This is a genomic window from Mesorhizobium sp. LSJC269B00, from assembly GCF_000502815.1.
GTDB lineage: Bacteria > Pseudomonadota > Alphaproteobacteria > Rhizobiales > Rhizobiaceae > Mesorhizobium.
In genome coordinates this window covers 24,989-50,171 of sequence record NZ_AYVN01000017.1, presented here as the reverse complement: position 1 = coordinate 50,171, position 25,183 = coordinate 24,989, and the positions used below count along the sequence as shown (strand labels likewise).

General features: G+C 63.1%; 28 protein-coding genes. 20 read left to right on the top strand and 8 right to left on the bottom strand.

Annotated elements, in window-relative coordinates:
* The first annotated feature begins 94 nt into the window (after nucleotides 1-94).
* The 8 genes from X771_RS138320 (at nucleotide 95) to X771_RS138355 (ending at nucleotide 7,905) form a co-directional block, all read left to right on the top strand.
* Nucleotides 95-622 carry a flavin reductase gene (locus tag X771_RS138320; RefSeq protein WP_023690179.1) on the top strand — a complete coding sequence of 176 codons (528 nt, stop codon included), beginning with the start codon at nucleotides 95-97 and terminating at the stop codon, nucleotides 620-622.
* Nucleotides 619-1,548, top strand: a complete 930-nt coding sequence (locus X771_RS138325; RefSeq protein WP_023690178.1) for a MoxR family ATPase — start codon at nucleotides 619-621, stop codon at nucleotides 1,546-1,548. The genes X771_RS138320 and X771_RS138325 overlap by 4 nt, the downstream gene beginning before the upstream one ends.
* Nucleotides 1,549-1,552: 4 nt before the next feature.
* Nucleotides 1,553-2,818: a VWA domain-containing protein gene (locus X771_RS138330; protein ID WP_023690177.1), complete on the top strand. Its 1,266-nt coding sequence runs from the start codon at nucleotides 1,553-1,555 to the stop codon at nucleotides 2,816-2,818.
* Between the two features lie 57 nt (nucleotides 2,819-2,875).
* Nucleotides 2,876-3,214, top strand: a complete 339-nt coding sequence (locus tag X771_RS138335) for an XdhC family protein (protein WP_023690176.1) — start codon at nucleotides 2,876-2,878, stop codon at nucleotides 3,212-3,214.
* A 2-nt stretch (nucleotides 3,215-3,216) separates the two neighbouring features.
* Nucleotides 3,217-3,921 (top strand): XdhC family protein, encoded by a 705-nt coding sequence (locus X771_RS138340; protein WP_023669076.1) that lies wholly within the window; start codon nucleotides 3,217-3,219, stop codon nucleotides 3,919-3,921.
* Nucleotides 3,918-5,528, top strand: a complete 1,611-nt coding sequence (locus X771_RS138345) for a molybdopterin-binding/glycosyltransferase family 2 protein (protein ID WP_023690175.1) — start codon at nucleotides 3,918-3,920, stop codon at nucleotides 5,526-5,528. Before X771_RS138340 ends, X771_RS138345 begins: the two co-directional genes overlap by 4 nt.
* A gap of 185 nt (nucleotides 5,529-5,713) precedes the next feature.
* Entirely contained in the window at nucleotides 5,714-6,625 is a 912-nt protein-coding gene (locus X771_RS138350) for an alpha/beta hydrolase (RefSeq protein ID WP_245260151.1), read from the top strand.
* Between the two features lie 74 nt (nucleotides 6,626-6,699).
* Nucleotides 6,700-7,905 carry an epoxide hydrolase family protein gene (locus X771_RS138355; protein WP_245262767.1) on the top strand — a complete coding sequence of 402 codons (1,206 nt, stop codon included), beginning with the start codon at nucleotides 6,700-6,702 and terminating at the stop codon, nucleotides 7,903-7,905.
* 36 nt (nucleotides 7,906-7,941) lie between these two features.
* Here the strand turns inward: X771_RS138355 and X771_RS138360 are convergent, their stop codons facing one another.
* Entirely contained in the window at nucleotides 7,942-9,000 is a 1,059-nt protein-coding gene (locus X771_RS138360) for a DUF1176 domain-containing protein (protein WP_023690172.1), read from the bottom strand.
* A gap of 124 nt (nucleotides 9,001-9,124) precedes the next feature.
* On the opposite strand from X771_RS138360, the gene X771_RS138365 reads away from it, so the two are divergent.
* Nucleotides 9,125-9,631 carry a DUF1993 family protein gene (locus X771_RS138365; protein WP_023690171.1) on the top strand — a complete coding sequence of 169 codons (507 nt, stop codon included), beginning with the start codon at nucleotides 9,125-9,127 and terminating at the stop codon, nucleotides 9,629-9,631.
* A 58-nt stretch (nucleotides 9,632-9,689) separates the two neighbouring features.
* Here X771_RS138365 and X771_RS1000000167465 read toward each other — a convergent pair whose 3' ends face one another.
* On the bottom strand, nucleotides 9,690-9,854 hold the full coding sequence (locus tag X771_RS1000000167465) for a hypothetical protein (RefSeq protein WP_023690170.1): 165 nt from the start codon (nucleotides 9,852-9,854) through the stop codon (nucleotides 9,690-9,692).
* A gap of 330 nt (nucleotides 9,855-10,184) precedes the next feature.
* Here X771_RS1000000167465 and X771_RS138370 point away from each other — a divergent pair, with 330 nt between their 5' ends.
* From X771_RS138370 to X771_RS138380, 4 genes are all read left to right on the top strand, one after another.
* The gene (locus tag X771_RS138370; RefSeq protein WP_245262765.1) at nucleotides 10,185-10,727 is read left to right on the top strand and encodes a hypothetical protein; all 543 of its coding nucleotides are present in this window, start codon (nucleotides 10,185-10,187) and stop codon (nucleotides 10,725-10,727) included.
* Nucleotides 10,728-10,862: 135 nt separating this feature from the next.
* The gene (locus X771_RS1000000168375) at nucleotides 10,863-11,117 is read left to right on the top strand and encodes a hypothetical protein (RefSeq protein WP_156936042.1); all 255 of its coding nucleotides are present in this window, start codon (nucleotides 10,863-10,865) and stop codon (nucleotides 11,115-11,117) included.
* 105 nt (nucleotides 11,118-11,222) lie between these two features.
* Nucleotides 11,223-12,290 carry an aldo/keto reductase gene (locus tag X771_RS138375; protein WP_023690168.1) on the top strand — a complete coding sequence of 356 codons (1,068 nt, stop codon included), beginning with the start codon at nucleotides 11,223-11,225 and terminating at the stop codon, nucleotides 12,288-12,290.
* A 52-nt stretch (nucleotides 12,291-12,342) separates the two neighbouring features.
* Nucleotides 12,343-13,605, top strand: a complete 1,263-nt coding sequence (locus tag X771_RS138380; RefSeq protein WP_023690167.1) for a cysteine desulfurase-like protein — start codon at nucleotides 12,343-12,345, stop codon at nucleotides 13,603-13,605.
* Between the two features lie 4 nt (nucleotides 13,606-13,609).
* Here X771_RS138380 and X771_RS138385 read toward each other — a convergent pair whose 3' ends face one another.
* The 5 genes from X771_RS138385 to X771_RS138405 all read right to left on the bottom strand — a co-directional run bounded on the left by X771_RS138385 (nucleotide 13,610) and on the right by X771_RS138405 (nucleotide 19,304).
* A complete protein-coding gene (locus X771_RS138385) occupies nucleotides 13,610-14,638 on the bottom strand; it encodes a histone deacetylase family protein (protein ID WP_023690166.1) in 1,029 nt (342 codons plus the stop codon).
* The gene (locus X771_RS138390; protein WP_023690165.1) at nucleotides 14,635-15,147 is read right to left on the bottom strand and encodes a GNAT family N-acetyltransferase; all 513 of its coding nucleotides are present in this window, start codon (nucleotides 15,145-15,147) and stop codon (nucleotides 14,635-14,637) included. The genes X771_RS138385 and X771_RS138390 overlap by 4 nt, the downstream gene beginning before the upstream one ends.
* A gap of 204 nt (nucleotides 15,148-15,351) precedes the next feature.
* Nucleotides 15,352-16,281, bottom strand: coding sequence for a 3-keto-5-aminohexanoate cleavage protein (locus tag X771_RS138395; RefSeq protein ID WP_023690164.1), 930 nt, complete (start codon nucleotides 16,279-16,281; stop codon nucleotides 15,352-15,354).
* Between the two features lie 10 nt (nucleotides 16,282-16,291).
* A complete protein-coding gene (locus tag X771_RS138400) occupies nucleotides 16,292-17,665 on the bottom strand; it encodes an aspartate aminotransferase family protein (protein WP_023690163.1) in 1,374 nt (457 codons plus the stop codon).
* 1 nt (nucleotide 17,666) lies between these two features.
* Nucleotides 17,667-19,304 (bottom strand): N,N-dimethylformamidase beta subunit family domain-containing protein, encoded by a 1,638-nt coding sequence (locus X771_RS138405; protein WP_023690162.1) that lies wholly within the window; start codon nucleotides 19,302-19,304, stop codon nucleotides 17,667-17,669.
* 169 nt (nucleotides 19,305-19,473) lie between these two features.
* Between X771_RS138405 and X771_RS1000000169925 the strand changes: the two genes are divergently transcribed.
* The 6 genes from X771_RS1000000169925 to X771_RS138435 all read left to right on the top strand — a co-directional run bounded on the left by X771_RS1000000169925 (nucleotide 19,474) and on the right by X771_RS138435 (nucleotide 23,815).
* A complete protein-coding gene (locus X771_RS1000000169925) occupies nucleotides 19,474-19,722 on the top strand; it encodes a ParB N-terminal domain-containing protein (RefSeq protein WP_023669061.1) in 249 nt (82 codons plus the stop codon).
* Between the two features lie 116 nt (nucleotides 19,723-19,838).
* Nucleotides 19,839-20,795, top strand: a complete 957-nt coding sequence (locus X771_RS138415) for an alpha/beta hydrolase (protein WP_023690161.1) — start codon at nucleotides 19,839-19,841, stop codon at nucleotides 20,793-20,795.
* A gap of 187 nt (nucleotides 20,796-20,982) precedes the next feature.
* The gene (locus tag X771_RS138420) at nucleotides 20,983-21,381 is read left to right on the top strand and encodes a GFA family protein (protein WP_023684918.1); all 399 of its coding nucleotides are present in this window, start codon (nucleotides 20,983-20,985) and stop codon (nucleotides 21,379-21,381) included.
* 116 nt (nucleotides 21,382-21,497) lie between these two features.
* A complete protein-coding gene (locus tag X771_RS138425; protein ID WP_023690160.1) occupies nucleotides 21,498-21,689 on the top strand; it encodes a hypothetical protein in 192 nt (63 codons plus the stop codon).
* Between the two features lie 402 nt (nucleotides 21,690-22,091).
* Nucleotides 22,092-23,156: a GH25 family lysozyme gene (locus X771_RS138430; protein ID WP_023690159.1), complete on the top strand. Its 1,065-nt coding sequence runs from the start codon at nucleotides 22,092-22,094 to the stop codon at nucleotides 23,154-23,156.
* Nucleotides 23,157-23,308: 152 nt separating this feature from the next.
* The gene (locus tag X771_RS138435; protein ID WP_023690158.1) at nucleotides 23,309-23,815 is read left to right on the top strand and encodes a DUF2314 domain-containing protein; all 507 of its coding nucleotides are present in this window, start codon (nucleotides 23,309-23,311) and stop codon (nucleotides 23,813-23,815) included.
* A 161-nt stretch (nucleotides 23,816-23,976) separates the two neighbouring features.
* On the opposite strand, the gene X771_RS138440 is transcribed toward X771_RS138435, so the two are convergent.
* Nucleotides 23,977-24,882, bottom strand: coding sequence for a LysR family transcriptional regulator (locus X771_RS138440; RefSeq protein WP_023690157.1), 906 nt, complete (start codon nucleotides 24,880-24,882; stop codon nucleotides 23,977-23,979).
* A gap of 103 nt (nucleotides 24,883-24,985) precedes the next feature.
* Here X771_RS138440 and X771_RS1000000168930 point away from each other — a divergent pair, with 103 nt between their 5' ends.
* Nucleotides 24,986-25,159 (top strand): hypothetical protein, encoded by a 174-nt coding sequence (locus X771_RS1000000168930; protein ID WP_023669054.1) that lies wholly within the window; start codon nucleotides 24,986-24,988, stop codon nucleotides 25,157-25,159.
* Nucleotides 25,160-25,183 lie beyond the last annotated feature (24 nt).

Genomic DNA, 25,183 nt, shown 5'->3' with positions numbered 1-25,183 from the left:
CGGGAATTTGCGGATTGGCGTCAACCACTTCGCTTGTGGCCTATTGTGTGCCGCCATATATAACGCTTGGATTCCCGCTTATGGAAAATCATCGGTGTTGAAGTTGAACGACATAGGGCCTCAGGCCTATCGCGACGCGATGGCGCATTTTGCCGGCCACGTCCATGTGGTTACCACCGACGGGCCCGCCGGCAAACGCGGCACGACGGTGATTGCCGCCTGTTCGGTGTCGGACACGCCGCCGACGGTTCTCGTCTGTCTCAACCGCGAGAATGCCAAGAACGAGCTGTTCGTGCAAAACGGCCGGTTTGCGCTGAACACGCTGGCTTCGCACCAGCAGCCCCTATCGGTGGCGTTTTCAGGCCTGACCGGGCTGTCGGCCGATGAGCGTTTCGCGCTTGGCGAGTGGGATGTCATATCGACGGGCGCGCCTACCCTGAAGGGCGCTCTTGCGGTTTTCGACTGCGAATTGATCGACACCAAGGATCTCGCCACCCATCGTGTGCTTTTTGGCAAGGTGACAGGCCTGCGCATGGGCGATAATTTGCGGCCGCTGATCTACCACGCCCGCGACTACCACGTGCTGCAGAGCGGAGCAGAGGCGGCAACGGAGAAAGAATGACCGAGCTGAAACCGCGCCCCGAGCCGCGGACGATCGACGAAACGCTCGATCTCCTGACCAGCGCGGACTACGTCGCGGACCGCTCGCTGGCAACGGTGCTGTTCCTGTCCCTGCGCATGCAGCGGCCGCTGTTCCTTGAAGGGGAGGCCGGCGTCGGCAAGACCGAGATCGCCAAGGTGCTGGCGCAGGCACTCGGCCGCCGGCTGATCCGCCTGCAATGCTATGAAGGGCTCGACGTCTCGTCCGCTGTCTATGAGTGGAATTACGCCGCGCAGATGATAGAGATCCGCATGGAGGAGGCGGCAGGCTCGGTCGACCGCTCCGACATGGAGCGCAATGTCTTTTCCGAAAAATACCTGATCCGCCGCCCGGTGCTCGATGCGCTGACCGGCATGGCGGGTGCGGCCCCGGTGTTCCTGATCGATGAGCTCGACCGCACCGACGAGGCTTTCGAAGCATTCCTGCTCGAAATCCTGTCCGACTTCCAGGTGACGGTGCCTGAGCTCGGCACCATCAAGGCGGAGGAGCCGCCGATCGTCATCATCACCACCAACCGCACCCGCGAAATCCACGACGCGCTGAAGCGGCGCTGCCTCTATCACTGGGTCGACTATCCCAATGCCGAGCGCGAGCTGGAGATCGTGCGCCGCAAGGTGCCGCAGGCCAACAGCCGACTTTCCGCGGAAGTGGTGTCGTTCATCCAGAAGCTGCGCCGGGTCGAGCTGTTCAAGGCGCCGGGTGTCGCCGAAACCATCGACTGGGCCGGCGCGCTGACCGAACTCGACAAGGTGGCGCTCGATCCCGAAACCGTCTCCGACACGATCGGCGTTTTGTTGAAATACCAGGACGACATTGCCCGCATCGGCGCGGGCGAGGGCCGGCGCATCCTCGATGAGGTCAAGGCCGAACTGGCGGCTGCGGAGTAGGGCAGTGAAGGCGCCGGGTGCTTACCCCAAAGAGACCGACCCCAGAGAGGCGACGGAAGACGGGCGCATCGCCGACAACATCGTCTATTTCGCCCGCACCTTGCGCAAATCCGGCATGCGGGTCGGGCCGGCTTCGGTCAAGGATGGGATCGAGGCGGTGCTGGCAGCCGGCATCGGTTCGCGCGACGATTTCTACTGGACGCTGCATGCCGTGCTGGTGTCGCGGCACGAGGATCACCCTGTTTTCGACGAAGCCTTCCGGCTGTTCTGGAAATCGCGCGAGCTGATCGAGAAACTTCTGGCGATGTTCTCGCCTGTGGCGCCCGACACCAGGGAGAAGCAAAAGCCGCGCGCGGCAGAAAATCGCGTCAGCCAGGCCATGTTCGAAGGCCACGAGAAGAATCGGCCGGTCAGGGAAATCCCGGAGATCGAAGTCGACGCCCGGCTAACCTTCTCCGGGAATGAAGTGCTGCGCGGCAAGGACTTTGCCCAGATGAATGCCGACGAGATGGCAGACGCCAAGAAGGCGATTGCCCGGCTGCGGCTGCCGTTCGACATGGTCCGTACCCGACGCTTCAAGGCAGACCTGCATGGCCGCCGTATCGATCCACGCGCCATGATGCGCTCGGCCGCGCGCACCGGCGGCGAACTGATCCTGCCGAAATTCCGCTCAGCCCGCGAAGTGCATCCGCCGCTGGTGGTTCTCGCCGATATCTCCGGTTCGATGAGCCAGTACACGCGCATCTTCCTGCACTTTCTGCATGCGCTGACCGAAAAACGGCGGCGCGTGCACACCTTCGTCTTCGGCACGCGACTGACCAATCTCACGCGGCAGATGCGCCATCGCGACCCCGATGCCGCCCTTGCCGACTGCTCGGCGGCGGTGAAGGACTGGTCGGGCGGCACCCGCATCGGCGATACGCTGGCGGAGTTCAACAAGCACTGGTCACGCCGCGTGCTCGGGCAGGGCGCGGTGGTGCTTTTGATCACCGACGGTTTGGAGCGCGACGATGTTTCCGGCCTGTCGGAGGAGATGGATCGCCTGCACAAATCCTGCCGGCGGCTGATCTGGCTCAACCCGTTGCTGCGCTTTGACGGTTTCGAGGCCCGCGCCCGCGGCGTCAAGGCGATGCTGCCTCATGTCGACGAGTTCCGCTCGGTACACAATCTCGATGCGCTGGCCGACCTCTGCGCCTCGCTGGACAAGAAATCCGCCGCTTCGGTCGATCCGCGTCGCTGGCAGGACGCTGGTGTCAGGCGCGCCGCATAGCCATATTGGATTCCGAAAACAGGCTCCCAGAGAAAACAGACTTTGAGGCAAGCGATCATGGACAACAGCATCTATCTCGATGAGGCCCGCGACCCCTTGATCATCGCGGAAGGCTGGATGAAGGACGGCAAGGATGTCGCCATCGCCACTGTGGTCGAGACCTGGGGTTCGGCGCCGAGGCCGGTCGGTAGCCATCTGATCATCGACGCCGAAGGCAATTTCCACGGCTCGGTCTCGGGCGGTTGCGTCGAGGGCGCGGTGGTGAGCGAGGCGATCGACGTCATCGACTCGGGGAAAGCCAAGATGCTGGAATTCGGCGTTGCCGACGAAACCGCCTGGCAGGTCGGCCTATCCTGCGGCGGCCGCATCAAGGTCTATGTGGAGCGGCTCGGTTAGGCATGGATCCCTACGCTCTCAAAGCCCTCAATGCCGAACGCCGTGCCCGCCGTGCGGCGATCCTGGTCACCGATCTCGGCGACGGCCGCGACCGCATCGTGCGAGAAGGCGACCAGGTTGCCGGCGATCTCGGTCAAGCGATCGCCAAGGCTTTCCGCACCGGCAATTCGGGTTCGGTCGAGGCTGAAGGGCGCACCTTCTTCCTCAACGCGCATTTGCCGCAGCCGCGCCTGGTGGTAGTCGGCGCCGTCCATATCAGTCAGGCGCTGGCGCCGATGGCCAGGATCGCCGGCTATCCCCTGGAGATCGTCGATCCGCGCACCGCCTTCGCCACCCCGGACCGTTTTCCCGATGTAGCACTCCATGCCGAATGGCCGGAGGATGTGCTGAAACGCCAGCCGCTCGACAGCTATACGGCGCTGGCCGCCGTCACCCATGATCCGAAGATCGACGATTTCGCACTGAAGGCCGCGCTCGACGCCAACTGTTTCTATGTCGGCGCACTCGGCAGCCGCAAAACACACGCCAGGCGCGTCGAGCGCCTGCTGGCGCTCGGCGCCAGCGCCGACCAGATCGCCCGCATCCACGCACCGATCGGTATCGACATTGGCGCGGCGAGCCCGGCCGAGATCGCCGTCGCCATCCTGGCGCAGACGATCCACGCCTTTCGCTCGCGCGGTCTCGAAGCCAAAGGCGCGGCGGCGTGAAGTTCGGGCCGATCCCGATCGATCAGGCGCAAGGCGCGGTGCTGGCGCATGCCACGACGGCGGGCGAGCGGCGTTTCCGCAAGGCGCACAGGCTGAGCACGCAGGACGTGGCGGTGCTGAAGGCGGCCGGCATTACCGAGATCGTCGTGGCGGTGCTTGCCGCCGATGACCTCAGCGAGGATGCGGCGGCCGAAAAGATTGCTGCCAGCATGGCCCACCGCAACATCGAGGCAAAACCGGCCGCGACCGGCCGCGTCAACCTCCATGCCAAGGCCGCCGGTCTCTTCACCGTCGATGCCGCCATGATCGACGCCATCAATGCGGTCGACCCGACCATCACCATCGCCACGCTGGCGCAGCACGCGCCGGTCGAGACGGGGCAAATGGTGGCGACGGTCAAGATCATCCCCTTCGCCGTCGCCTCAGCTTTGGTCGACAAGGTGGTGAAAATCTGCGCCGGTGACGAGATCTTCGCCGTCAACGCTTATCAGCCGGTGCGCATCGGCGTCATTCAGACGATGCTGCCCGGCATCAAGGCCAGCGTGCTCGACAAGACGCTGCGCGTCACCGAGGCCCGGCTGGCACGCTCCGGCGGCCGGCTGACGACGGAGCGCCGCACGCCGCACGAGATCGCGCCTGTAGCCGAGGCAGCGGCCGCGCTGGCGCGCGACAACGACATGGTGGTGATCTTCGGCGCCTCGGCGATGAGCGATTTCAACGATGTCGTTCCGGCGGCGATCGAGGCAGCAGGTGGCACGGTGATCCGCGCGGGCATGCCCGTCGATCCCGGCAATCTGCTGGTGCTGGGCACGCTCGACGGCAAGCGCGTCATCGGCGCGCCCGGTTGCGCCCGCAGCCCCAAGGAGAACGGTTTCGATTGGGTGCTCGACAGGCTGATCGCCGGCCTCGACGTCACCGCCAAGGACATCGCCGGCATGGGCGTTGGCGGCCTCTTGATGGAAATCCCGACCCGGCCGCAGCCGCGCGAGCCGCTGCCGGCGAGAGCCGGGCTGAAGGTCGAGATCGTGCTTCTGGCCGCCGGTCGCTCCAGCCGCATGGGCGGGCCGAACAAGCTTCTGGCGCTGTTCGACGGCAAACCGCTGGTGCGCCGGACAGTCGAGCGCGCACTGGCCTCGAAGGCAACCAGCACCGTTGTCGTCACCGGCCACCAGCGTGAGCGGGTGCACCAAGCCTTGACCGGCCTCGACGTGATCTTCGCCGACAATCCGGATTTTGCCGACGGCCTGTCCTCGTCTCTAAAAGCCGGCATTGCCCGCGTTGGAGCCGAGGCGGCCGGCGCCATGATCGTCCTCGGCGACATGCCGGGTATCTCATCGGCCGATCTCGACCGGTTGATCGAGGCCTTCCGTAGGGACGGCGGCCGCTCAGTGGTGCGTGCCGCCCATGACGGCCGCCGCGGCAATCCGGTGCTGCTGCCACGCGCGCTGTTTGGAGGCATCGCTCACCTCGAGGGCGACACCGGCGCCCGCCATCTGGTCGAGGCCGAGGGACTGGATGTCATCGACGTCGAGATCGGCGACGGCGCGTCGATCGATGTCGACACCCGCGAGGCGCTGGAAGACGCCGGCGGCGTGCTGCAGGATTGACAAAGCGAAGCCGAAAAACGCATGCCTTTAGCATGGCTCTCTCTTTACTTGCCTCAGCGCTTCTACCCCCCTCTGGCCTGCCGGCCATCTCCCCCTCAAGGGGGGAGATCAGCAGCCTCGATGGCGGCGTCTATCCTGCAGCTTTGAAGATTGGCGGAAGGCGGCGTGATATCCAATCTCCCCCCTTGAGGGGGAGATGGCCGGCAGCCCAGAGGGGGGCGGCCGCGCTCCATAGCCTTCTGATTTCGCTCTTTTTCCTGTTCTCTGCCGCCCACGCCGACGCGCTCGAACTAAAACCCTACAAGGATGACCTCTTCGCCTATCCGGCGACGCTCTCGTCCACGGACAAAGGCGCCTACACCGTCATCGACTATCGCGAGATGCGCGACATCAACGACCGCGACGAAGTGCCGGAAAAGCGCGTGCATGCGCAGTATACCGACACCGGCGTGCGCAAGGTGCAGCAGGATTTGATGCTGAAAACCGATGCCGGCGATGTCAGGCATGTCGCTGTCGGCAAGACCGATGGCGCCGGCATCATCGTGCTTTACCTGCACGGGCAGGGCGGCAGCCGCAAGCAGGGTGTCGACGACTTCACCTTCGGCGGCAATTTCAACCGCATCAAGAACCTGATGGCCGGCAATGGCGGCCTTTATCTCTCACCCGATTTCACCGATTTCGGCGACAAGGGCGCGGCGCAGATCGCAGCCCTGATCGGCCACTATGCCGAGGCCTCGCCGGACGCGAAGATTTTCGTCGCCTGCGGCTCGATGGGTGGTGCGCTGTGCTGGAAACTTGCCGGCCGCGACGATACCGGACGGCGCATCAGCGGGCTGCTGCTGCTCGGCTCGCTATGGGATGACAGCTTCCTTTCGAGCCCGGCTTACAGGCGTCACGTGCCGGTGTTTTTCGGCCAGGGCAGCAAGGACCCGGTCTTTCCCGTGGAGAAACAGGAAGCCTTCTTCCGCTCCATCATTGCGAACTCGAAAGCCTATCCGACCCGGTTCGTCCGTTTTGAAACGGGCACCCACGGCACGCCGATCCGCATGGTGGACTGGCGCCAAACGTTGAACTGGATGCTGTCAAAAGCGCCCTGAGGCATATGGCCCAGAGGTGCCCGTTGGTTTTGGCGATCATGGTTCGGCCGATATCCTTACTGGGGTAGGCTGATATGATCCAACAGATCGGAAGCACAGCGATGGACGCTCACCCCTTCAAGATCCAAATTCCGAACGAACAACTTGAAGATCTCCAGCGCCGGCTTAGCGCAACACGATGGCCAATTCCGCTAAGCGAAGCGGGCTGGAGTGATGGGGCCGACCTGCCGTTCATCAAGCGCCTTGCGGATTACTGGCGAGACCGCTTCGACTGGAGAGTGCAAGAGGCGCGGCTGAACCGGCTGCCGCAATATCTGACGAGGCTGAACAACCTAGATGTCCACTTTGTCCACCAGCCAGGCAACGGACCGGCGCCGCTGCCGCTGATCATAACGCATGGCTGGCCCGGCTCGTTCATCGAAATGGAACACGTCATTCCATTGCTGGCAGACCCAGCTGCCCATGGTGGTGACCCGGCCGACGCTTTCCACGTGGTAGTTCCCTCCTTGCCCGGATACGGCTTTTCCCAGGCGCCGACGGAACCAGGCTTCCATTCCGGCCGCATCGCGGAGTTATGGGTACAGTTGATGCGGGGGCTCGGCTACGACCGCTTCGCTTCCCAAGGAGGCGACATCGGGGCGGGCGTTTCCGCCTGGATGGCACGGCTCCATTCCGAAAGCGTGCTTGGCGTCCACGTCAATTACATTCCCGGGAGCTATCGGCCACCCTTGGGTGCAGGTCTGCCACCCGTCACCGTTGAGGAGCAGGCCTTTCTGGAAAACGGCGCGGCCTGGACGGCAACGGAGGGCGCCTATGCCCATCTGCAGGGCACGAAGCCTCAGACGCTTGCTTATGCTCTGACAGACTCGCCGATCGGTCTCGCAGCCTGGATGATCGAGAAGTTCCGTAGCTGGAGCGATTGCGACGGTGACGTGGAGCGCACCTTCGGCATGGACACGCTCCTTACGGATGTTTCGCTCTATTGGTTCAGCAACGCGCTCACCTCGTCCTTGCGGCTCTACAAGGAGAATCGACTGTTCCCTCTTGCGTTCGAGACGCTGGAACGCGTTTCGCCGCCATTTGGGGTAGCGCTTTTCCCTCGCGAGTTGCCGATGCCGCCTCGATCCTGGGTGGCGCGGGTCTTTGACGTTCAGCGATGGACATCGATGCCGCGAGGCGGCCATTTCGCTGCGCTGGAGGAACCGAGTCTTCTGGTCGAAGACATTCGCGCCTTCTTCCGGCCGATGCGTTCCCGGCCTGAAACGAGAAGGCGAATGTGAAGGACTGCTTGAGCGCGGCGGTTCCTGCTAAGACCCCTACGGCGCGGTGTTGTAGTCGACCACCGTCTGCGGGTTCTCCTCGCCATCGTAAGACGCGTCCACATCATATTGGACGAGGGAGAAATCGCCGTTACGGAACAGGTATATCCCCTTGTCCGAGGCGTCGCCGATGCCGCGCCATTTGTTGAACGTGGTCAGCGTCTTGGCTTCTTCGTCATATTCGGAATTGGCCGCCCAGCCGGTTGTGCGGAAGCCGATGATATCCATGCCCAGCAGTTTGCCGTCGCTGTCATTGTTCTCGTAACGGATATCCATTTCGGGCTCGGTGAACTGCAACTGCCGCACGCCCGATACTTCGTCGGTCATGTAGTAGACCGAACTTGCGTTATAGGCTGCCGCTTGGCAGTAGAACTCGAAAAGCCGCGTTTCCTTGTCGGGATCGCTGGCAGCCGCGTCCTTTGCCTTGTATTTGATCGAAAAGATGTTCGGCTCCTCGCCGAGAAATTGCTTGTCACACTGATCGCCATAATCAGCGGCGAACAGTTTCTTCACGTGCTCGAGTGCGGTGTCCTTCTTCGGCGGCGGCGGCCCGTCACCACAGCTTGGCGGCAGCGCCCCCTCGAAATCGGCCTTGGATGGCTTCAGCGCGCCCTTGTCGATAAAGATCGGTCGGAACGGCGGGGCCTGGATCTGAGCGCTGACCTGGCGCAGCGTGTAGCAGCCGGCGAAAACTGCTTCCTTGCCGTCCTTGTCGGTGGCGCGGATGGCGACCGGAACGCTGTAATAGATGCTGCCGGCCGCACCTTCATCGGAAATGGCGCCGGTTTCGACGTCGACCTTGTCGGTGCCGTCATAGCCCTTGACGAAGGTATCAAAATCCTTTGCCGGCTTGGTATCGCCGTAGTAAGCCCAGGCGCGGGCGAATTCGTGCCGGTTGATGGCGCTGTAGAGCGAGCGGATGACGGCTGCGGCGTCCGACCTGTCATCGACGTAAGGGGCCTGGTCATCGGCTGCCGGTTCATCGTCGGCGAACACAGCCTGGCCGGATGCGGCAAGGGAGCAAAAGGCGGCCGCTGCCAGAAAGACGCGTCTCATCGGAGAATCTCCACCACGAAGGAGTCTATCATAGAGATTGCGGCGACGTGGTGACGCTTGAAAAATCCTCCGGGAAGGCGCTACGTCCCGCCGTCGGCGCTTCAGCCGCAATGGAGATTTGAACGTGACACTATCGATGTATGAAGCCTCGGTGCCGGTGTTTTCGGCCAGGCTGAAGGCGCTGTCCGGCGTGCTGTCGGCGGCCGAACAGAATGCAACCGAGCGCAAGATCGACCCGCAGGTGTTTTTGACCGCGAGGTTGGCGCCCGACATGTACGCGCTGGTCAGGCAGGTGCAGGTCGCCACCGACCACGCCAAGGGCGCGCCATCACGGCTGGCCCGTCGCGAGGTGCCGAAATACGAAGACAATGAAGCGACCTTCGCCGAGCTTCAGGCGCGCCTGACCAAGACGCTCGATCTGCTGGCGTCATTCTCGGCCGCCGAATTCGAGGGTTCGGATGAAAGGGTGGTCGAACTGAAGTTTGGCCAGCGCGAAGCCTCGATGCCCGGCATGCAGTATCTGCTGCATGTCGCCATGCCCAACTTCTATTTCCACGTGACCACCGCCTACGACATCCTGCGCCACAATGGCGTGCCGCTGACCAAGGGTGCCTATCTCGGGAATCGTTGACGAATTCGGCATTCCGAGGTTTCCCGGTCGCTGCCGGGAAACCTCGTCTCGCGCTGGTTCAACGCAGTGACATTTCGCGCGCGATGCGTGGGAAATCGGCCGGCTTGACGCCGATGTCGGCGCGGTCGGCATTGCTCATCGAGTGCAGCAGTGCCAGGGCGGAACGATAACGCTGATGCTCCTGCGGACGCGGACGGGCAAACATTTCAGTGAAGAACCCCATGATTCGGCCCCTTGTTGATCCTCCACGGCGCCGAATATAGGAAAATTGTGAAGATTGTGCAGTGCAGCATTTGCATGGCAGCCATGCCAAGCGAATTTTTTTCGGCACAATTGCCGCGTGCGCTGAAACTTGTGGCGCATCCCCACCGTATGCATAGACGCTGGCACATGGCCGGCTTTTCCTCGCCACTCCTGGCGAATTTCCGGACTGCATGCAAATGCAGTCCGGCTTTTTGTTGGGTCTTGCACATCGCCAACCGGGCCCGCGCAAGCCTCGCAAACGCCTAAACTGGTTAAGATCAGCGGCATTCATTTTTAACGAGCCGGTTCTATGCTGCGACCGGCTCTGTTCGCACGCTTAAACGAGGGGGAGGCTGACATCGGCGCCAAGCGGGATTTCGCTTCCTTGCTCGACGATCTGTTCGTTGCCTCCGACAAGGACGAGGCTGGCGGGGAGACCGGCGCGCGGCCGTCGATCCCGTTCGACTATCTCTCCGTGGCCGACGAGCTTCATTCCGGCCGCATCAAGGTCTCGGGCGAAACATTCGCCGCCGAATACCGCGAGGCGGGAGCCGATCTCGCCGCCGAATTCGCAGCCCTTCTCGACCAGGCCAAGCAGGCACTGGCCGGCGAGGAAGCAAAGCCCGAGGAGAAGCTGCCACCGATCGATCCTGACGCAATCGCGGTCGAACTCGGCCTCGATCATCCCGTCAAGAACGCCGATCTCGGCCGCATGCGCCGCAGCTTCGCCTTCGCCAACCATCCCGACCGTGTCGCGCCGCATCTGCGCCAGCGCGCCATGATCCGCATGCAGGTGGCCAACATGTTGATCGACGAAGCCAAGCGGCGGGCTTTGGCTGGGGCACGCCGTTAGAGCACTCTCACAATTCACGCAAAGGTTGGAGCCGAGTAGTGTATCAGCCTGGTCGATGAAAGAGCGTTGCGAGAAGATGGACGCGCGTTGCGCCAAAGCCGGAAAAGCGCGGACCTTGCAAAAAAAGTGACTGGGATGAGCACTGTACTCAAAACGATCTATCGAGATGATCGGCTTGCACGGGCCAATATCGTCAGATTTGAAGTAGGTGAAGCTTCTTATTACACGTTCCGTGAGGACGCTTGGTACGAAGGCGAACACGGTCTCGACGAGAGATATGCTTACTGGGCACCCTCCGAAAACAGCTTCGGAGGAGGATTTTACGAGACCGCTGAGGCGGCTGAGAGTGAATGCCATGCGACTATCCCGTGGCTCAGGAATTCAAACTGAGGCACCACCCGGAGCCGGCAGGGGGTTGGAGAAGCCGCAGCCTTTGCTTTATGCTGGAATCTCCTCCCCGCGCCGTCCGCGCAAACCTCCCGCCGGAGAAACCCCATGCACAAACGCCGTCTCGGTCGGACCGATCTTCTTGTTACCCAGATCTGCCTGGGGTCGATGACCTGGGGCCAGCAGAACACCGAGGCCGATGGCCATGCGCAGATGGATCTGGCCTTTGCGCGCGGGGTCAATTTCATCGACACGGCCGAGCTCTACCCGATACCGCCCAAGGAGGAGACGCAGGGGCGGACGGAGAAGTTCATCGGCAGCTGGATGAAGGCCAAGGGCAATCGCGACAAGGTCATCCTGGCCTCGAAAGTGGTCGGCCGCACCGCCAACCGCTGGTTTCGTGGCGACCGGCCGTCAAAACTGGTGCGCGCCGACATCTTTGACGCCATCGACAAATCGCTCGCCAAGCTCGGCACCGACTATCTCGACCTCTACCAGATCCACTGGCCGGAGCGCGACATCCCCTGGGGCGCCAACCCGACCCGCGTGGGTGCTGTGCCGCGCCGTGCCGATGCCGTTGGCGCGCCGCCCGGCGAGACGCCGATCGCCGAGACACTCGCAGTCTTCGAGGAACTGGTGAAGGCGGGAAAGATCCGCCATCTCGGCCTGTCGAACGAAAGCTCCTGGGGCGTCATGCGCTTCATCGCCGAGGCCGACAAGGGCGTCGGCCCGCGCATCGTTTCGCTGCAGAACGCCTACAATCTGGTCAACCGTACCTTTGAGGTGAACCTGGCCGAAGTCTGCGGGCGCGAGGATGTCGGCTTCCTCGCCTATTCGCCGCTGGCGCAGGGCTATCTCACCGGCAAATACGACCATGGCGCACGGCCGCAGGGTTCGCGCTCGCAGTTGTTCAACCGCGGCCAGCGCTACGAGACGCCAAATGCGGCGGAGGCGCAGCTCGAATACAACGAACTGGCGCGCTCCTTCGGCCTCGAACCGGCGCTGTTCGCCAACGCCTATGTCGCCAGCCGACCCTTTGTTACCTCCAGCATCATCGGCGCGACGACGATTGCCCAGCTCGAGATGGCGCTGTCCTCAGTCGACGTGACCTGGACCGACGAGATGCAGAAGGCCGTCGACGCGATCCACCAGCGCGTGGGCAATCCTTGTCCGTAAGCGGGCACTCCGGGCGGAATTCCGTAGAAAACACAAGGGGAAGGGGACAGCAATGGATTTTCCGATCGAGACCGTCAGGGGAAAATTTCCGGCGCTGGACCTGACCGACAAAGGCCGCCGGCGCATCTATCTCGACAATCCGGCCGGCACGCAGGTGCCACAGGCGGTTGCCGATGCGGTGGCGCGCTGCCTCCTCACCACCAACGCCAATCTCGGCGGCTATTTCGAAACCACGCTTGCCGCGCAAAAGGTGTTCGACGACGCCCATGAGGCGATGGCCGATTTCCTGGGTGCAGCGAGCGCGGAGGAAATAATCATCGGCGCCAACATGACGACGCTGACCTATCACATGTCGCGCACGCTCGGCCGCGGCTTCAAGCCGGGCGACGAGATCATCGTCACCCGCATGGATCATGAGGGCAATGTCTCGCCCTGGCTGCAACTGGCCGAAGATCTTGGCCTCTTGGTGCGCTTCCTGCCTTTCGACGAGAACAGCTGGCAGGTCGAGGAGGCGGCGCTCAGCGCTCTGCTTACCGACAGGACAAAACTCGTTGCGCTGAACTATGCCTCGAACCTCACCGGCTCGATCAATCGGGTGAAAGCGCTGACGGCCATCGCCAAACAGGCCGGCGCGGTGGTCTATGTCGACGCCGTGCAGTTCGCGCCGCATGGGCTGGTCGACGTGCAGGATCTCGGCTGCGACTTCCTGATCTGCTCGGCCTACAAATTCTTCGGCCCGCATATGGGCATATTGTGGGGACGCCGCGACATCATCGATGCGCTGCAACCCTACAAATGCCGTTGCTCTTCCAATGGCCTGCCGGAGCGCTTCGAACTCGGCACGCCGCAGATCGAACTGATGGCCGGGCTTACCGCAGCGGTCGATTACTTCGCCGAACTCGGTGCTGCGGCCGGCGAGGGCGGTTCGCGAAGGCAAAAGATCGCAAAGGCATACGAAGTGTCGATCGCCTACGAAAACCCGCTGGCGCTGAGGCTGATCGATGGGCTGTCCGCCATTGAGGGCCTGACCATCCGCGGCATCACCGATCAGAAGCGTGTCATTGAGCGCGTGCCGACCGTGTCCTTCACCGTCGACGGCATCGTGCCAGAGACGATCGTGCGGCAGATGAATGCCGAGAACATTTTTCTATGGTCGGGTCACAACTACGCCTGGGAGATCGTCCACCATCTCGGCATTCCGGCCGAGCAGGGCGTCGTGCGCATCGGTATTGCGCACTACAACACGGCGGCAGAGATCGACGAGACGTTGGAAAGCGTGCACCGGGTGATCGCCATGCTGAGGCAGCAGCGCTAGTCAGCTATCGCTGTTTGCCGCCGAAACCGGTGAGGAACGCCGTGAGATTGTCGCCGAGCGCGTCGCAAAGATAGCCGCCTTCCTGGACGATAACCGTCGGCAGGCCGAGCTTGGCAATTGCCTCGCCGATCCGCGAGAAACCGGGCGTGGTCACCGAAAGCCCGCCGAACGGATCGCCCTCGAACGCATCGAGACCGAGCGCCACGACCAGCGCGTCCGGCGAAAAGGCGCGGATACGCTGGAACGCCACTTCGAGGGCCTCCAGAAACGCCGCGTCGGCTGATTTGCGCGGCAATGGCAGGTTGAAATTATAGCCGAGGCCCGGACCTTCGCCGCGCTCATCGGCATGGCCCCAGAAGAACGGATAGAAGCGCACCGGATCGGCGTGCAGCGACACCGTCAGGACGTCGGAACGCGTATAAAAGATGCCTTGCGTGCCATTGCCGTGATGCAGGTCGACATCGAGGATCACCACCCGCGCTGCCTGCTTGCGCAACACCTGGGCCGCGACCGCTGAATTGTTGATGAAGCAGAAGCCGCCGGCGACATCGGCAAAGGCATGGTGCCCGGGTGGCCGGCAGAGCGCATAGGCGGCGGGCGCGCCAGCCATGACGGTTTCAGCCGCCTCGACCGCGCTCCAGGCGCTCCACAGCGCGCTCTGCCAGGTCTCGGCCGAAATCGGGCAAGCGGTGTCGGCCATGTGGTAGCCGGCCTGGCCGACCGCCGAGGCCGGATAGGACCCTGTGCGGGCCAGTGGATGGATGTTGGGGATGACTTCCGCGGATGCGCCCTCGATGCGCTGCCAGCGCGCAAAAATGTGTTCGAGGAAGGCGAGATACTCCGGCGTATGCACGGCCGCCACCGGGCCTAGGCCATGTTCCCTGGGCCGCTCGATCATCAATCCGGCGGATTTTGCGCCGGCTAACAATCGCTCTACCCGCTCCGGCTGTTCGGGATTGGGCTGCGGCGCACCGCTGGACAGAAAGGCCTTCGGGTCGTGGCGTTTCTGCTCCTCGGCAAAGAAGGCTTTCATTCCGCGTCCCCATCCTGCGCTGCATCGGCAAAGGCGAAAAAGGCATCGCCAACAATCTTCTGCGTCTGCTCGTAGCTCGACCAGGCGATGCCCAGTCTCTCATAAAAAGCCTTGGCGCCGTCATTGTCGGTGTCGACGGACAGCCTGAGATAGGCGCCGCCATCCCGGCGGCAGTCGCGCGCGACCCGGCGCAGCAGTCTTTCGCCGATCTTGCGGCCGCGAAACCGGTCCTCGACATAGAGGTCCTGGATATAGACGCCGGGCCGCCCCATCCATGTCGAGAAGATCGGGAAATGCAGGCAGAGCCCCGCAAAATCGCCGCCGATCTCGGCGATCAGGGTGGAGAAGGCGGGTTTGTCGCCAAAGCCGTAGCGGCGGAGATCGTCGGCAGTGGACGTGATCTCCTGATGCGCGCCGATATGGGTGCCGAGCTTGAGCAGCGCGGCATGGATGGTGTCGACGTCGTCGATGGTGCCGGGGCGGAGGGTGACTTTAGGCGAGGCAGTCACTGGAGGTATGATGCCAAGGCACCCCCCTCCGGCCTGCCGGCCATCTCCCCCTCAAGGGGGGAGATCAGCAGTTTCTGCGCTGCCGTCCATCCTGCAACTTTGGAAGTTTGCGAAGGCCGTGGCGACATCCAATCTCCCCCCTTGGGGGGGAGATGTCCGGCAGGACAGAGGGGGGTGCGACTGGGCGCCGCCATCTCAATCATCTCAAAACGCCACCCGGTCCCCACCCTTCAGCGCCAGCATCTCCCGCGCCTCCGCCGGTGTGGCCACCTCCAGCGACAGGCCATCGAGAATGCCACGTATCCTGCGCACCTGGTCGGCGTTGGATTTCGCCAGCTGGCGTCCGTCGTAGAGACTGTCCTCCAGCCCGACGCGGACATTGCCGCCCATCGCCGCTGCGATCGAGATCAGCGGCATCTGGTGGCGGCCGGCGGCGAGCACCGAGAACTGGTAGCTGTCGCCGAACAGCTTGTCGGCAATGCGCTTCATGTGGATGAGATTGTCGGGATCGGCACCGATGCCGCCCAGAATGCCGAGCACGAACTGGATGAACAGCGGCCCCGACACCAGCCCGCGGTCGCGAAAATGCGCCAGCGAATAGAGATGGCCGACATCGTAGCATTCGAACTCAAAGCGCGTGCCGCAGCCCTTGCCGAGCTTTTCGAGCACGCCTTCCATATCGGCAAAGGTGTTCTTGAAGATGGTGTCGCGCGTGGCTTCGAGCAGCTTTGGTTCCCACTCGTGCTGCCACTCCCTTGGCTTGTCGAGCATCGGGAACAGCGCGAAATTCATCGAGCCCATGTTGAGCGAGCACATTTCCGGCTCGGCCCGCAGTGGTGCCGCCAGCCGCTGGTCGAGCGTCATCAGCGACGAACCGCCGGTGGTGATGTTGATCACCGCATCGGTCGCTTGCTTGATGCGCGGCAGGAACTGCATGAACACCTCAGGATCGGCGGTCGGCCGGCCGTCTTTGGGATCGCGGGCGTGGAGATGCAGGATTGAGGCGCCAGCCTCGGCCGCCGCGATGGCGCCGGTCGCGATCTGGTCCGGCGTCACCGGCAGATAGGGCGACATGGACGGGGTGTGCACCGAGCCAGTGACCGCGCAGGTGATGATGACTTTCCTCGGCGCCATTCTTTAGCCCTCAGCCTTCGACCGGCAGGTCGAGTTCGGCGGCCAGAACTTCCAGCGAATCGCCGATGATGGAAATGATCTCGCCGACCTCTTCAGCCGTGACGATCATCGGCGGCGCCACCATGAAATTGTCGCCGTCTACACCGCCCTTGACCCTGCGGCCGTAGATGATCAGCCCGCGCTCGTAGGCGAGGTCGAGCAGGCGCTGCGTGGCTTTCTTGCCCTGTTCGATCGGCCGTAGAGTTTCGGGATCGGCAACCATCTCGGCGCCGGTGAGCAGGCCTTTGCCTCGGACATCGGCGATGAACGGAAAACGCTTCGCCAGCCCTTTCAGCCCGTCCATCAGCACGTCGCCCATCGCGGCGGCATTGGCGATCAGGTCGAGGCGGTCCATCTCGCCGAGCACGGCGAGCCCGGCCGCGCAGGCGAGCGGATTGCCAGCATAGGTGTGGCCATGCTGGAAGCCGCCCGACGCCAGCAGCGGCTCGACCAGCCGCATCGGGGCGGCCAGCGCGCCGAGCGGCGCATAGCCGGAGCCAAGCCCCTTCGACAGCGCGACGATGTCGGGCTTGCAGTTCCAATGGTCGCCGCCAAGGAATTTTCCGGTGCGGCCGGCGCCGCTCATCACTTCATCATGGATGAGCAGGATGCCGTAGCGGTCGCAGATCTCGCGTATACGCGGATAATAGCTGTCCGGTGCGACGAGGGCCGAAGTCGCCGCACCGCCGATCGGCTCCATGATGAAGGCGAGCACGCTGTCCGGGCCCTCGGCCTGGATCTTCTCCTCCAGCATGTCGGCATAGCGGACGCCGCGCTGCTCCATCGAAAGATTGTCGCGGTCGCGCCATGCCGTCGGCGCCGGCACGGTCGGCATCACCCGCATCATCGGTGTGAACGTTTCGGCCAGCGCATCGTCGCCGGTTATCGAAAGCGAACCCAGCGTGCCGCCATGATAGGAGGGAAAACGCGTGATAACCTTCCAGCGCTTCGGCTGGCCGGTCGCGACCGCCCATTGCCGCGCCAGCTTGATGCAGGATTCCGTCGCCTCCGAACCGCCGGAGACGAAGAAGATTCGGTCCATGCCCTCCGGCAGTTTGCCGGCGAGCTCCCGCGCCAGTTCTTCCGCCGGTTCGTTCTCGAAATGCAGCCGGTAGGCGAAGGTGGCGCGGTCCATCTGCCGCTTCATGGCATCGAGCACGTTGCGGTTGGAGTGACCGATATTGGCGACCATCGGCCCGCTCGATCCGTCGATGAAGCGGCGGCCGTCCTGCGTCCACATATAGATGCCTTCGGCGCGGTCGATCAGCGGCCGGCGCAGGCTGGAGAGGTAGAACAGGTGCGATGGCGCGCGCGTTTCTGAACCAGTTGATGAGGGCTTCTGCATGTCAGGACTTTCCGAGGTAGCGATCGATTACATTCCTGGTCACGCGCTCGACCATCGGATCCTGCCTGAGCAGGCCGGCCACCCATTCGCAGCTTCCGGCGTGGAAAACCTCGCCCTTGCCGCGCGGGAAATTGACGATCATGCCGTTGCCGCGTTTGACTTTTTCCAGATTGGCGTCGGTCGCCTCGCCAAATAGCGTTTCGGCCGTAAAGCGGCCATCCTCGTCGGTGAGAAACTGGTCCTCGATCGGGATGTCGGCGCTTTCCTCGACCTGGCTCGCCATGCCGACGGCCAGCACCTGCAGCCCGTCAGGCGCACCGCTGTCCGGTGTCGGATAGGGCAGGCCGCCGCGGATCTCGAAATCGAGCCCGTCGACCTCATAGCCATAGACATGACTGTCGGCGCCAAGCAGGTCGCCATAGTACATGCCGGTGCCGGCAAAGGCCCAGTGCTCGGGCCGATAGACCGGAAAGCCGCGCATGCCGCGCGGTGCGCATCCGCCCCAGCCGGCATAGACGCCGCGCGTCGCGTTGAGGCCGAACGTCATTGCGCCGGGACGACCGATCTCAGGCGCTTCCCAGGAGTTGGTGGCGCGGGTGACGTCGCCGCCATAGGCCGGGTCTTCGGCGCGCGCCCGGTATTTGTAGCAGACCTGCCGCCGGCCTTCGTCCTCGAGCCTGGTCTGCCACATGAAATTGCCGGCAAAGCGCGCCGCATGACCGCCGCGCTCGACGTAGCTGTCGACGGCGTCTCGCATTTCCCAGGTCCAGTACTCGTCATGGCCGACGAAGACCACACAGTCGTAGCCGTCGAGAATCTCGGGCGAGAAGTGCAAATCGTGCTGGCTGGCGAGATCGACGCCATAGCCGGCCCGCTCGGCAAAGCGGAAGAAGTGGCTGTCATAGCTCGCCCAGCCGGAGGAGGTGTATTTCTTCGAATGTCCGGTGGCGTACGCCCATTCCATGTGCGGATAGCGCGGCACTGTTTTCGGCGGCACCGCAACCTCCAGCGGCACGCGCGGCGCATCCTTGGGCAGCACCACGAAGCCGCGGCACCAGGGCCGCTGCGTCGACACCATGCGCGCATATTGGTCGCGGCCCGGGCCGGTGATGCCCTGATAGGCGTTGGAGCCGCCCCAGGTGTTGTAGGACAGCCAGGTGCCCGTCGCCGCCACCTGCAGCACGCGACCGGGCTTTTTGCCGGGCAGGGGCGCGACGATGATGAGGTGGTGGCAGTGGATCGGCTTGCCGTCGCCGCCGTCCGCCGTCAGCGTCAGCCGGTAGGCGCCGGACGGCCAATCCTTGCCGATGCTGAATTGAAACGACGCCTCCCAGCCGCAGCCTTCGACCGAGCACTGGTCGGGCGTATCCTGCCAGCGCGCCGAAAGCCCCGTTTGCTCGAAGACTTTTGTCTCGCTGCCGCCGTCGCGGACAATGACAATGCTGAAGCGCGGCACTCTCGAACTGACATGCAGCGTCACGGTCTCGCCGGCGCGGTAGGAAAAGCGGTTGGAATAACACCAGATCTCGCCGCGCTCGCCGTCCATTCCCGGCCATTCATAGTAATGGCCGCGCACTGCCTCGCGGCGCTGCTCGGGCGTCAGTCCGAAATCGGGAAATTCGGTCGGCAGTTGGGTCATGAACACCGGAAAAGTGACAGGCCGCCATTTCGGCCATCTGCCGGCCAAGCGTCAAATGGAAACGATCGGGCCAGCAATTGCATACGACACAATTGCTTGGCCGCTCTTGGCCGCACCCGGCAAACCGACTATCTCAGGCGAGGCGGCATTTTCCGCCTCGGGAGCCGGTATGCTGAGAGTGCAGAAGGTCAAGGTCGACGAAATCTACGTGCCGACGGCGCGCAAGAAGACGCTGCATCCCGAAACGGTCCGGCATCTGGCCGAAGACATACTGGAAAACGGCATGAAGACGCCGATCCAGGTTCGCCATGACGGCAAGCGCCACATCCTGGTCGAGGGCCTGCACCGGCTGGAAGCCGCCAAATGGCTCGGCGAGACCGAGATCGACGCCTATCTGGTGCAAGCCAAGCGCCACTGAGGCGCGCGACCGATCGACAACAGCCAAACCGATCATTCTTCCGCGGATTTTTTCGCAGGGCATGTCGGCACGCGGCGTGCTCGCTCGTCCTTGGGGCGGAACCCGAGGAGACCGACATGTCCAGACCAATCTATTTCGCCATTCTTGCCTCGGTCGCTGCCTTGTTTGCAGCGCCCGGCCCAGCCAATGCAGTGGAGACCAAGCCCGCCATGACCACCGAAGCAACAGCCATGCCGAAGCCGGAAAAGTCCGGCCTGCTGCCGATCGACGGCCTGAATTACTACTATGCCGTCTACGGCAAGGGCGAACCGCTGCTTCTGCTGCATGGCGGCCTTGGCACGTCGGACATGTTCGCGCCGCTGCTGCCGAAGCTGGCGGAAAACCGCACCATCATTGCCGTCGACCTGCAGGGCCATGGCCGCACCGCGCTCGGCGAGCGACCCTTCAGCCTGGAGGGGATGGGCGACGACATGGCTGGTATCGTCAAGGCGCTCGGCTATGACAAGGTCGACGTGCTTGGCTATTCGCTGGGCGGCGGCGTCGCCTTCCGTATGGCCGTCCAGCATCCCGAGACGGTGAGACGTCTGGTCCTGGTCTCGACCGGCTTCGCCGCCAATGGCTTCTATGACGAGATGCGCGGCCAGCAGGCGCAGGTGAGCGCGGCCGCCGCCGATTTCATGAAGGACACGCCGATGTACAAATCCTACGTCGCCGTCGCCCCACGTCCCGACGATTTCCCTAAACTGCTCGATGCGCTGGGCAATTTCATGCGCAAGGATTACGACTATTCCGCCGATGTGGCGAAGCTGAAGATGCCAGTCATGCTGGCCTATGGCGACAGCGACATGTACAAGCCCGAGCACGAGATCAAGTTCTACCAGATGCTCGGCGGCGGGCTGAAGGATGCCGGCTGGATGCGTGAGAACCTGTCGCAGAACCGGCTGGCCATCATTCCCAATCGCACCCACTACGACGTCTTCTTCGCACCGGAGCTGACGGCCGCGGCACTGCCCTTCCTCAATGGCGAAACCAAGGTGAAGACCTGGGACGAAGTCCTCAGCGAAACGAAATAGCTTGCCTGAAAATACATGCCGGCCGTCTCGAAGAGGCGGTCGGCTTTTTTGTGCCTGCGAGGCTACGGAGCCTTGGCGCAGCCATTGGTCCTATCGGCGCAATCGATGGCGCCATCAGGACTTTTCAATTGACCGGAAGGTACCTGTCGATATCATCAAGAGACCTTCAGTGCGATGGGTTCGAATGATGACGAAATACCAGGGCGGATGCCATTGCGGGGCAGTGCGCTACGGCACCGAGGCGGCGCCGCTCAACCAGCGCGTCTGCCATTGCCGGCGCTGCCAGAAGGTGATCGGCGCGGCTTTCAATGCCCGCCTTTTGTTTCGCATCGACGATGTCACCGTCGAGGGAGAGGTGGCGACGGTCAACACCTCTCCGGACCTCAAGCGCGGCTTTTGCGCCGCTTGCGGCACCACGCTGTTTTCCCGACGCGACTCCGCCGGCATCGTCGGCATCACCACCGGCTCGCTCGACGATCCCTCGCTGTTCAAGCCGGAAATGCATATGTGGACCGCCTCGAAGCAGCCCTGGCTGCAACTCGATGACGGCCTGCCGCACCATGAAGGCGCGCCGCCTCCGAACTGACGCCGGCCTTACCGGAAATTAATCCCGAAACCACGACATAGCCGGCAAAGCGTCATTGGCGGGCCATGATTGCCTGCCTATCTATCGTCTGCGGGCCGGTATCGAGGAGACGACCGATGAGCGACAGAATCAACACCCTGGACGAGCTTTTGAGCGACCCGATGGTCCTCCTCGTCATGGAGCGTGACCGCGTGCGCCCCGAACAGGTTCGCCTGCTGCTCGAACGTGCCCGCCGCCCGGCCGCCGACGCCGTGCCACCGGCGCATGTGGTGGCGAAAAGCTGCATGCAGCAATGGCTGGGAAGGTAAGGGCTTCCCCTTCTCCCCTTGTGGGAGAAGGTGGCCGAGCGAAGCTCGGTCGGATGAGGGGTGTTCCAGGGAACGCCAACGCCTCACTCCGCTGGAACACCCCTCATCCGTCTTGCCGCTTCGCGGCAATCCACCTTCTCCCACAAGGGGAGAAGACAAGAGGGCCAATTCCTAACAACTTGATTCAAACTTTGTTAGATCGGAAGAGCGNGCTGGAACACCCCTCATCCGTCTTGCCGCTTCGCGGCAATCCACCTTCTCCCACAAGGGGAGAAGACAAGAGGGCCAATTCCTAACAACTTGATTCAAACTTTGTTGGTAATTTCTCGTTAGTAATCGAAGCCGGTTTGTCCGGCGGCGTCTGTTTGCCTTCGGTCTGTTGTGTTTTGCGTACAGGTCCAGATGCGGATTTCAGGCGTCGTCAGTTTCATGTTGGCATCGCTGTGGCTTGCCGGCTGTTCGTCCACAGCGGGCGTCGATGGCTTGCAGCCGTCGAACGAGACGACCAGTTCGGTCGTGCGTCCGAGCGCGCCGGTCACAGCGGCTCCGGCGGAGACCGCCGACCTCGCGCCGATGCGGTCCGACATGGTGGCCGACAACGCTGTGGCCGACAATGCGCCGCCCTTTTCCATGGTCGAGGAAGAAGAGGCCATCGTCGCGGGCACGCCGCAGGGGAGCACCAGACCACAGCTCGAGCCCGCCGCTCTGATGTCTGCGCCGAAGCGGTTGACGCGCGCGGCGCCGGCCATGCTGGCCTCGCCGGTCACCCGCTACGGTTTCCGCGACGCCAAGCCGATCAATTTCGGCAAGGCTTCGCCACGCTACCTTGCCGTCCACGGCGTCGACGTCTCGCGCTGGCAGGGCAATGTCAACTGGCGCAAGCTGCGTGCCCAGGGCGCCAACTTCGCCTACATCAAGGCGACCGATGGCGGCGACCATCTCGACCCGATGTTCATGAAGAACTGGCGCAATGCCGACGCCGCCGGGCTGAAGCGCGGCGCCTATCATTTCTTCTACTGGTGCCGCACTGCGGGCGAGCAGGCCGACTGGTTCATCCGCAATGTGCCGAGGGTCGAAGGCGCGCTGCCACCGGTAATCGATGTCGAGTGGAACGGCGAATCCTCCTGCAAGCGGCGGCCGTCGCGGGCCACCGTGCTGGAAAAGATGAAGGTGTTCATGGACAAGCTGGAGCGCCATTACGGCCAGCGGCCCATCATCTACACCGCGCCGGATTTCTATCGCGACAATCTCAAGGGTGCGTTTCTCGATTATCCGTTCTGGCTGCGCGCCGTCGCGCGGCATCCCTCAAAAGTCTATCCCGGCCGCAAATGGCTGTTCTGGCAGTATTCCGGCTCCGGCCTGTCGCACGGCGTGACCGGCCGCATCGACCTCAACGTCTTCCATGGCGACGAGCGCGCCTGGCGGGCATGGGCAGGCGGGCAGACGACCGTCGCCGACGCCGACTGAACGTCAGGCAGGTGCCGGTGCGCCTGCGCTGCCTGCCGCTGCGCCTTGGGTTGAATTTTCAGCGTCTCGCTAACGATCCGCTCACTGTGTCCTTTAGCGGTATCGCAACAGCCTTCCGGTAACGTGCCCGTGATCGGGTTTCGGAGGGATCCATGCGCAATCCAGTTGTGGCTGTCGCACTTGCCGCCGCCGTCGGCTACGGGTTTTTCAGTTCGCTCGGCCACATGCCGGGCGGAAGTGGCGCTTCGCTGGCGGAGTCGAAGCAGAACGTCGTGTCCTATTCCACCGAGGACAAGGCGATGCAGGCCGCCAAGGACAGCGGCCGCTCGACCCTCAAGCGCTTCCACGAATTGATGGACGCCGGCACACCCGGCACCTACACGGTAAAATTCCCGCTGACCCAGAACGGCGCCACCGAGCATATCTGGCTGCAGCTGGTCGGCTACAGCGACGGCTCCTATATCGGCCTGCTCGCCGACGTGCCGGTCAACGGCAACAAGTACAAGATCGGCGACAGGATGACGGTGACCGAGGGCGACGTCGAGGACTGGATGATCAAGAACGGCAAGGTGATCTATGGCGGCTACACCACCCGCCAGGCGCTTGCGGATATGCCGAAGGAGCAGGTCGCGAAGTACGGGCTGACCTTCAAGGATTGAGCGCTTCTTCCTTCTCCCCGTGTGGGAGAAGGTGGCCGAGCGAAGCTCGGTCGGATGAGGGGTGTTCCAGCTTGGCAATGACGGTGCTCCGTCACGCACCCCTCAACCGTCTCGGCGCTACGCGCCGATCCACCTTCTCCCACAAGGGGAGAAGGGAAAGTCTAGCGCCGTTCACGCTCGCGTATGTCAGCCGTCTGCGCCAGCACCCAGTCGCGAAACACCTTGATTTTGGGCGCGTTGCGGCGGCTCTCCAGATGCACCAGCCAATAGCCGTCGCCGTCCGATCCAAGCACGCCGAATGGCTGTATCAACTGGCCCTTTTCCAACAGGGCGCTGTAAAGGTTTCTGGTGAGGATCGCGGCGCCCTTGTCGGTCAGCGCCGCCATCGCATCATAGGCCTGCGTACCCAGCTTCGGGCCAGCGATGACGCGATCGGGCTCGAACGGCACGCCGGCAGCCTTGAACCAGATTTCCCACCAGGGATCGTCGGCACAGCATAGCGGCACTTGGTAGAGATCCTCGGGGCGGTGGATGCCGCCGACGCTTTCGGCGAGTCTCGGGCTGAGCATCGGCGTATAGTCCGCCTTGAACAGATAGTGAGCCGTCAGGCCCGGCCATTTTCCACTGCCGGTGCGAATGCCGACATCCATGTCGCCGCGCGTGAAATCGACCAGCCCGTGCGATGTATTCACCTTCACGGCAAGATCGGGATGCATCAGCTGGAATGTTCCAAGCCATACGGCCAGCCAGTTCGATGCGAAGGTTTCCATGGTCGTCACCGACAGCACGCCGGTCGCTCCACCCTTGGTGGCGACCCATGCGTCGGCCAGGGTCGAGAACGCGCCTGTTGCGTGCGGCGCCAGCTGCTGTCCGGCCTCGGTCAGCGCGATCTGCCTTGTTTTTCTTATGAAAAGCGGCGTTCCGGCACGTTCTTCCAGCACCTTTATCTGATAGCTGGCAGCTGATTGGGTCATGCCGAGTTCTTCGGCTGCCTTGGTGAAACTGCCCAGCCGGGCCGCGGCTTCAAAGACCCTGATGGCTCCTAATGGTGGTAGTTCCCAGCTCATGACGCATCAATCCCGCTGATGCATACTACGCGACGTTCGATTGGAAACCAAGCCCGGAAAACGGCATGCTGCATTCATCGGATCAAACCCTGAGGATACGGCAATGACCACCACCATCGCTCTCTACAACACGCTTCGCCGCCCGGTGCTCGACCTCTTCACCGCGCCGTTCAGGCCTCGCAAGCGCGGCTTGCTCGACCGCCGCTCGCTGTCGGATCATTTCCTCAGGGATATCGGTATGCTTGACGGACGCGTGCCTCCCGGCACCATTGGCTAAGCAAGCTCTTTGACCAGGGGAGGG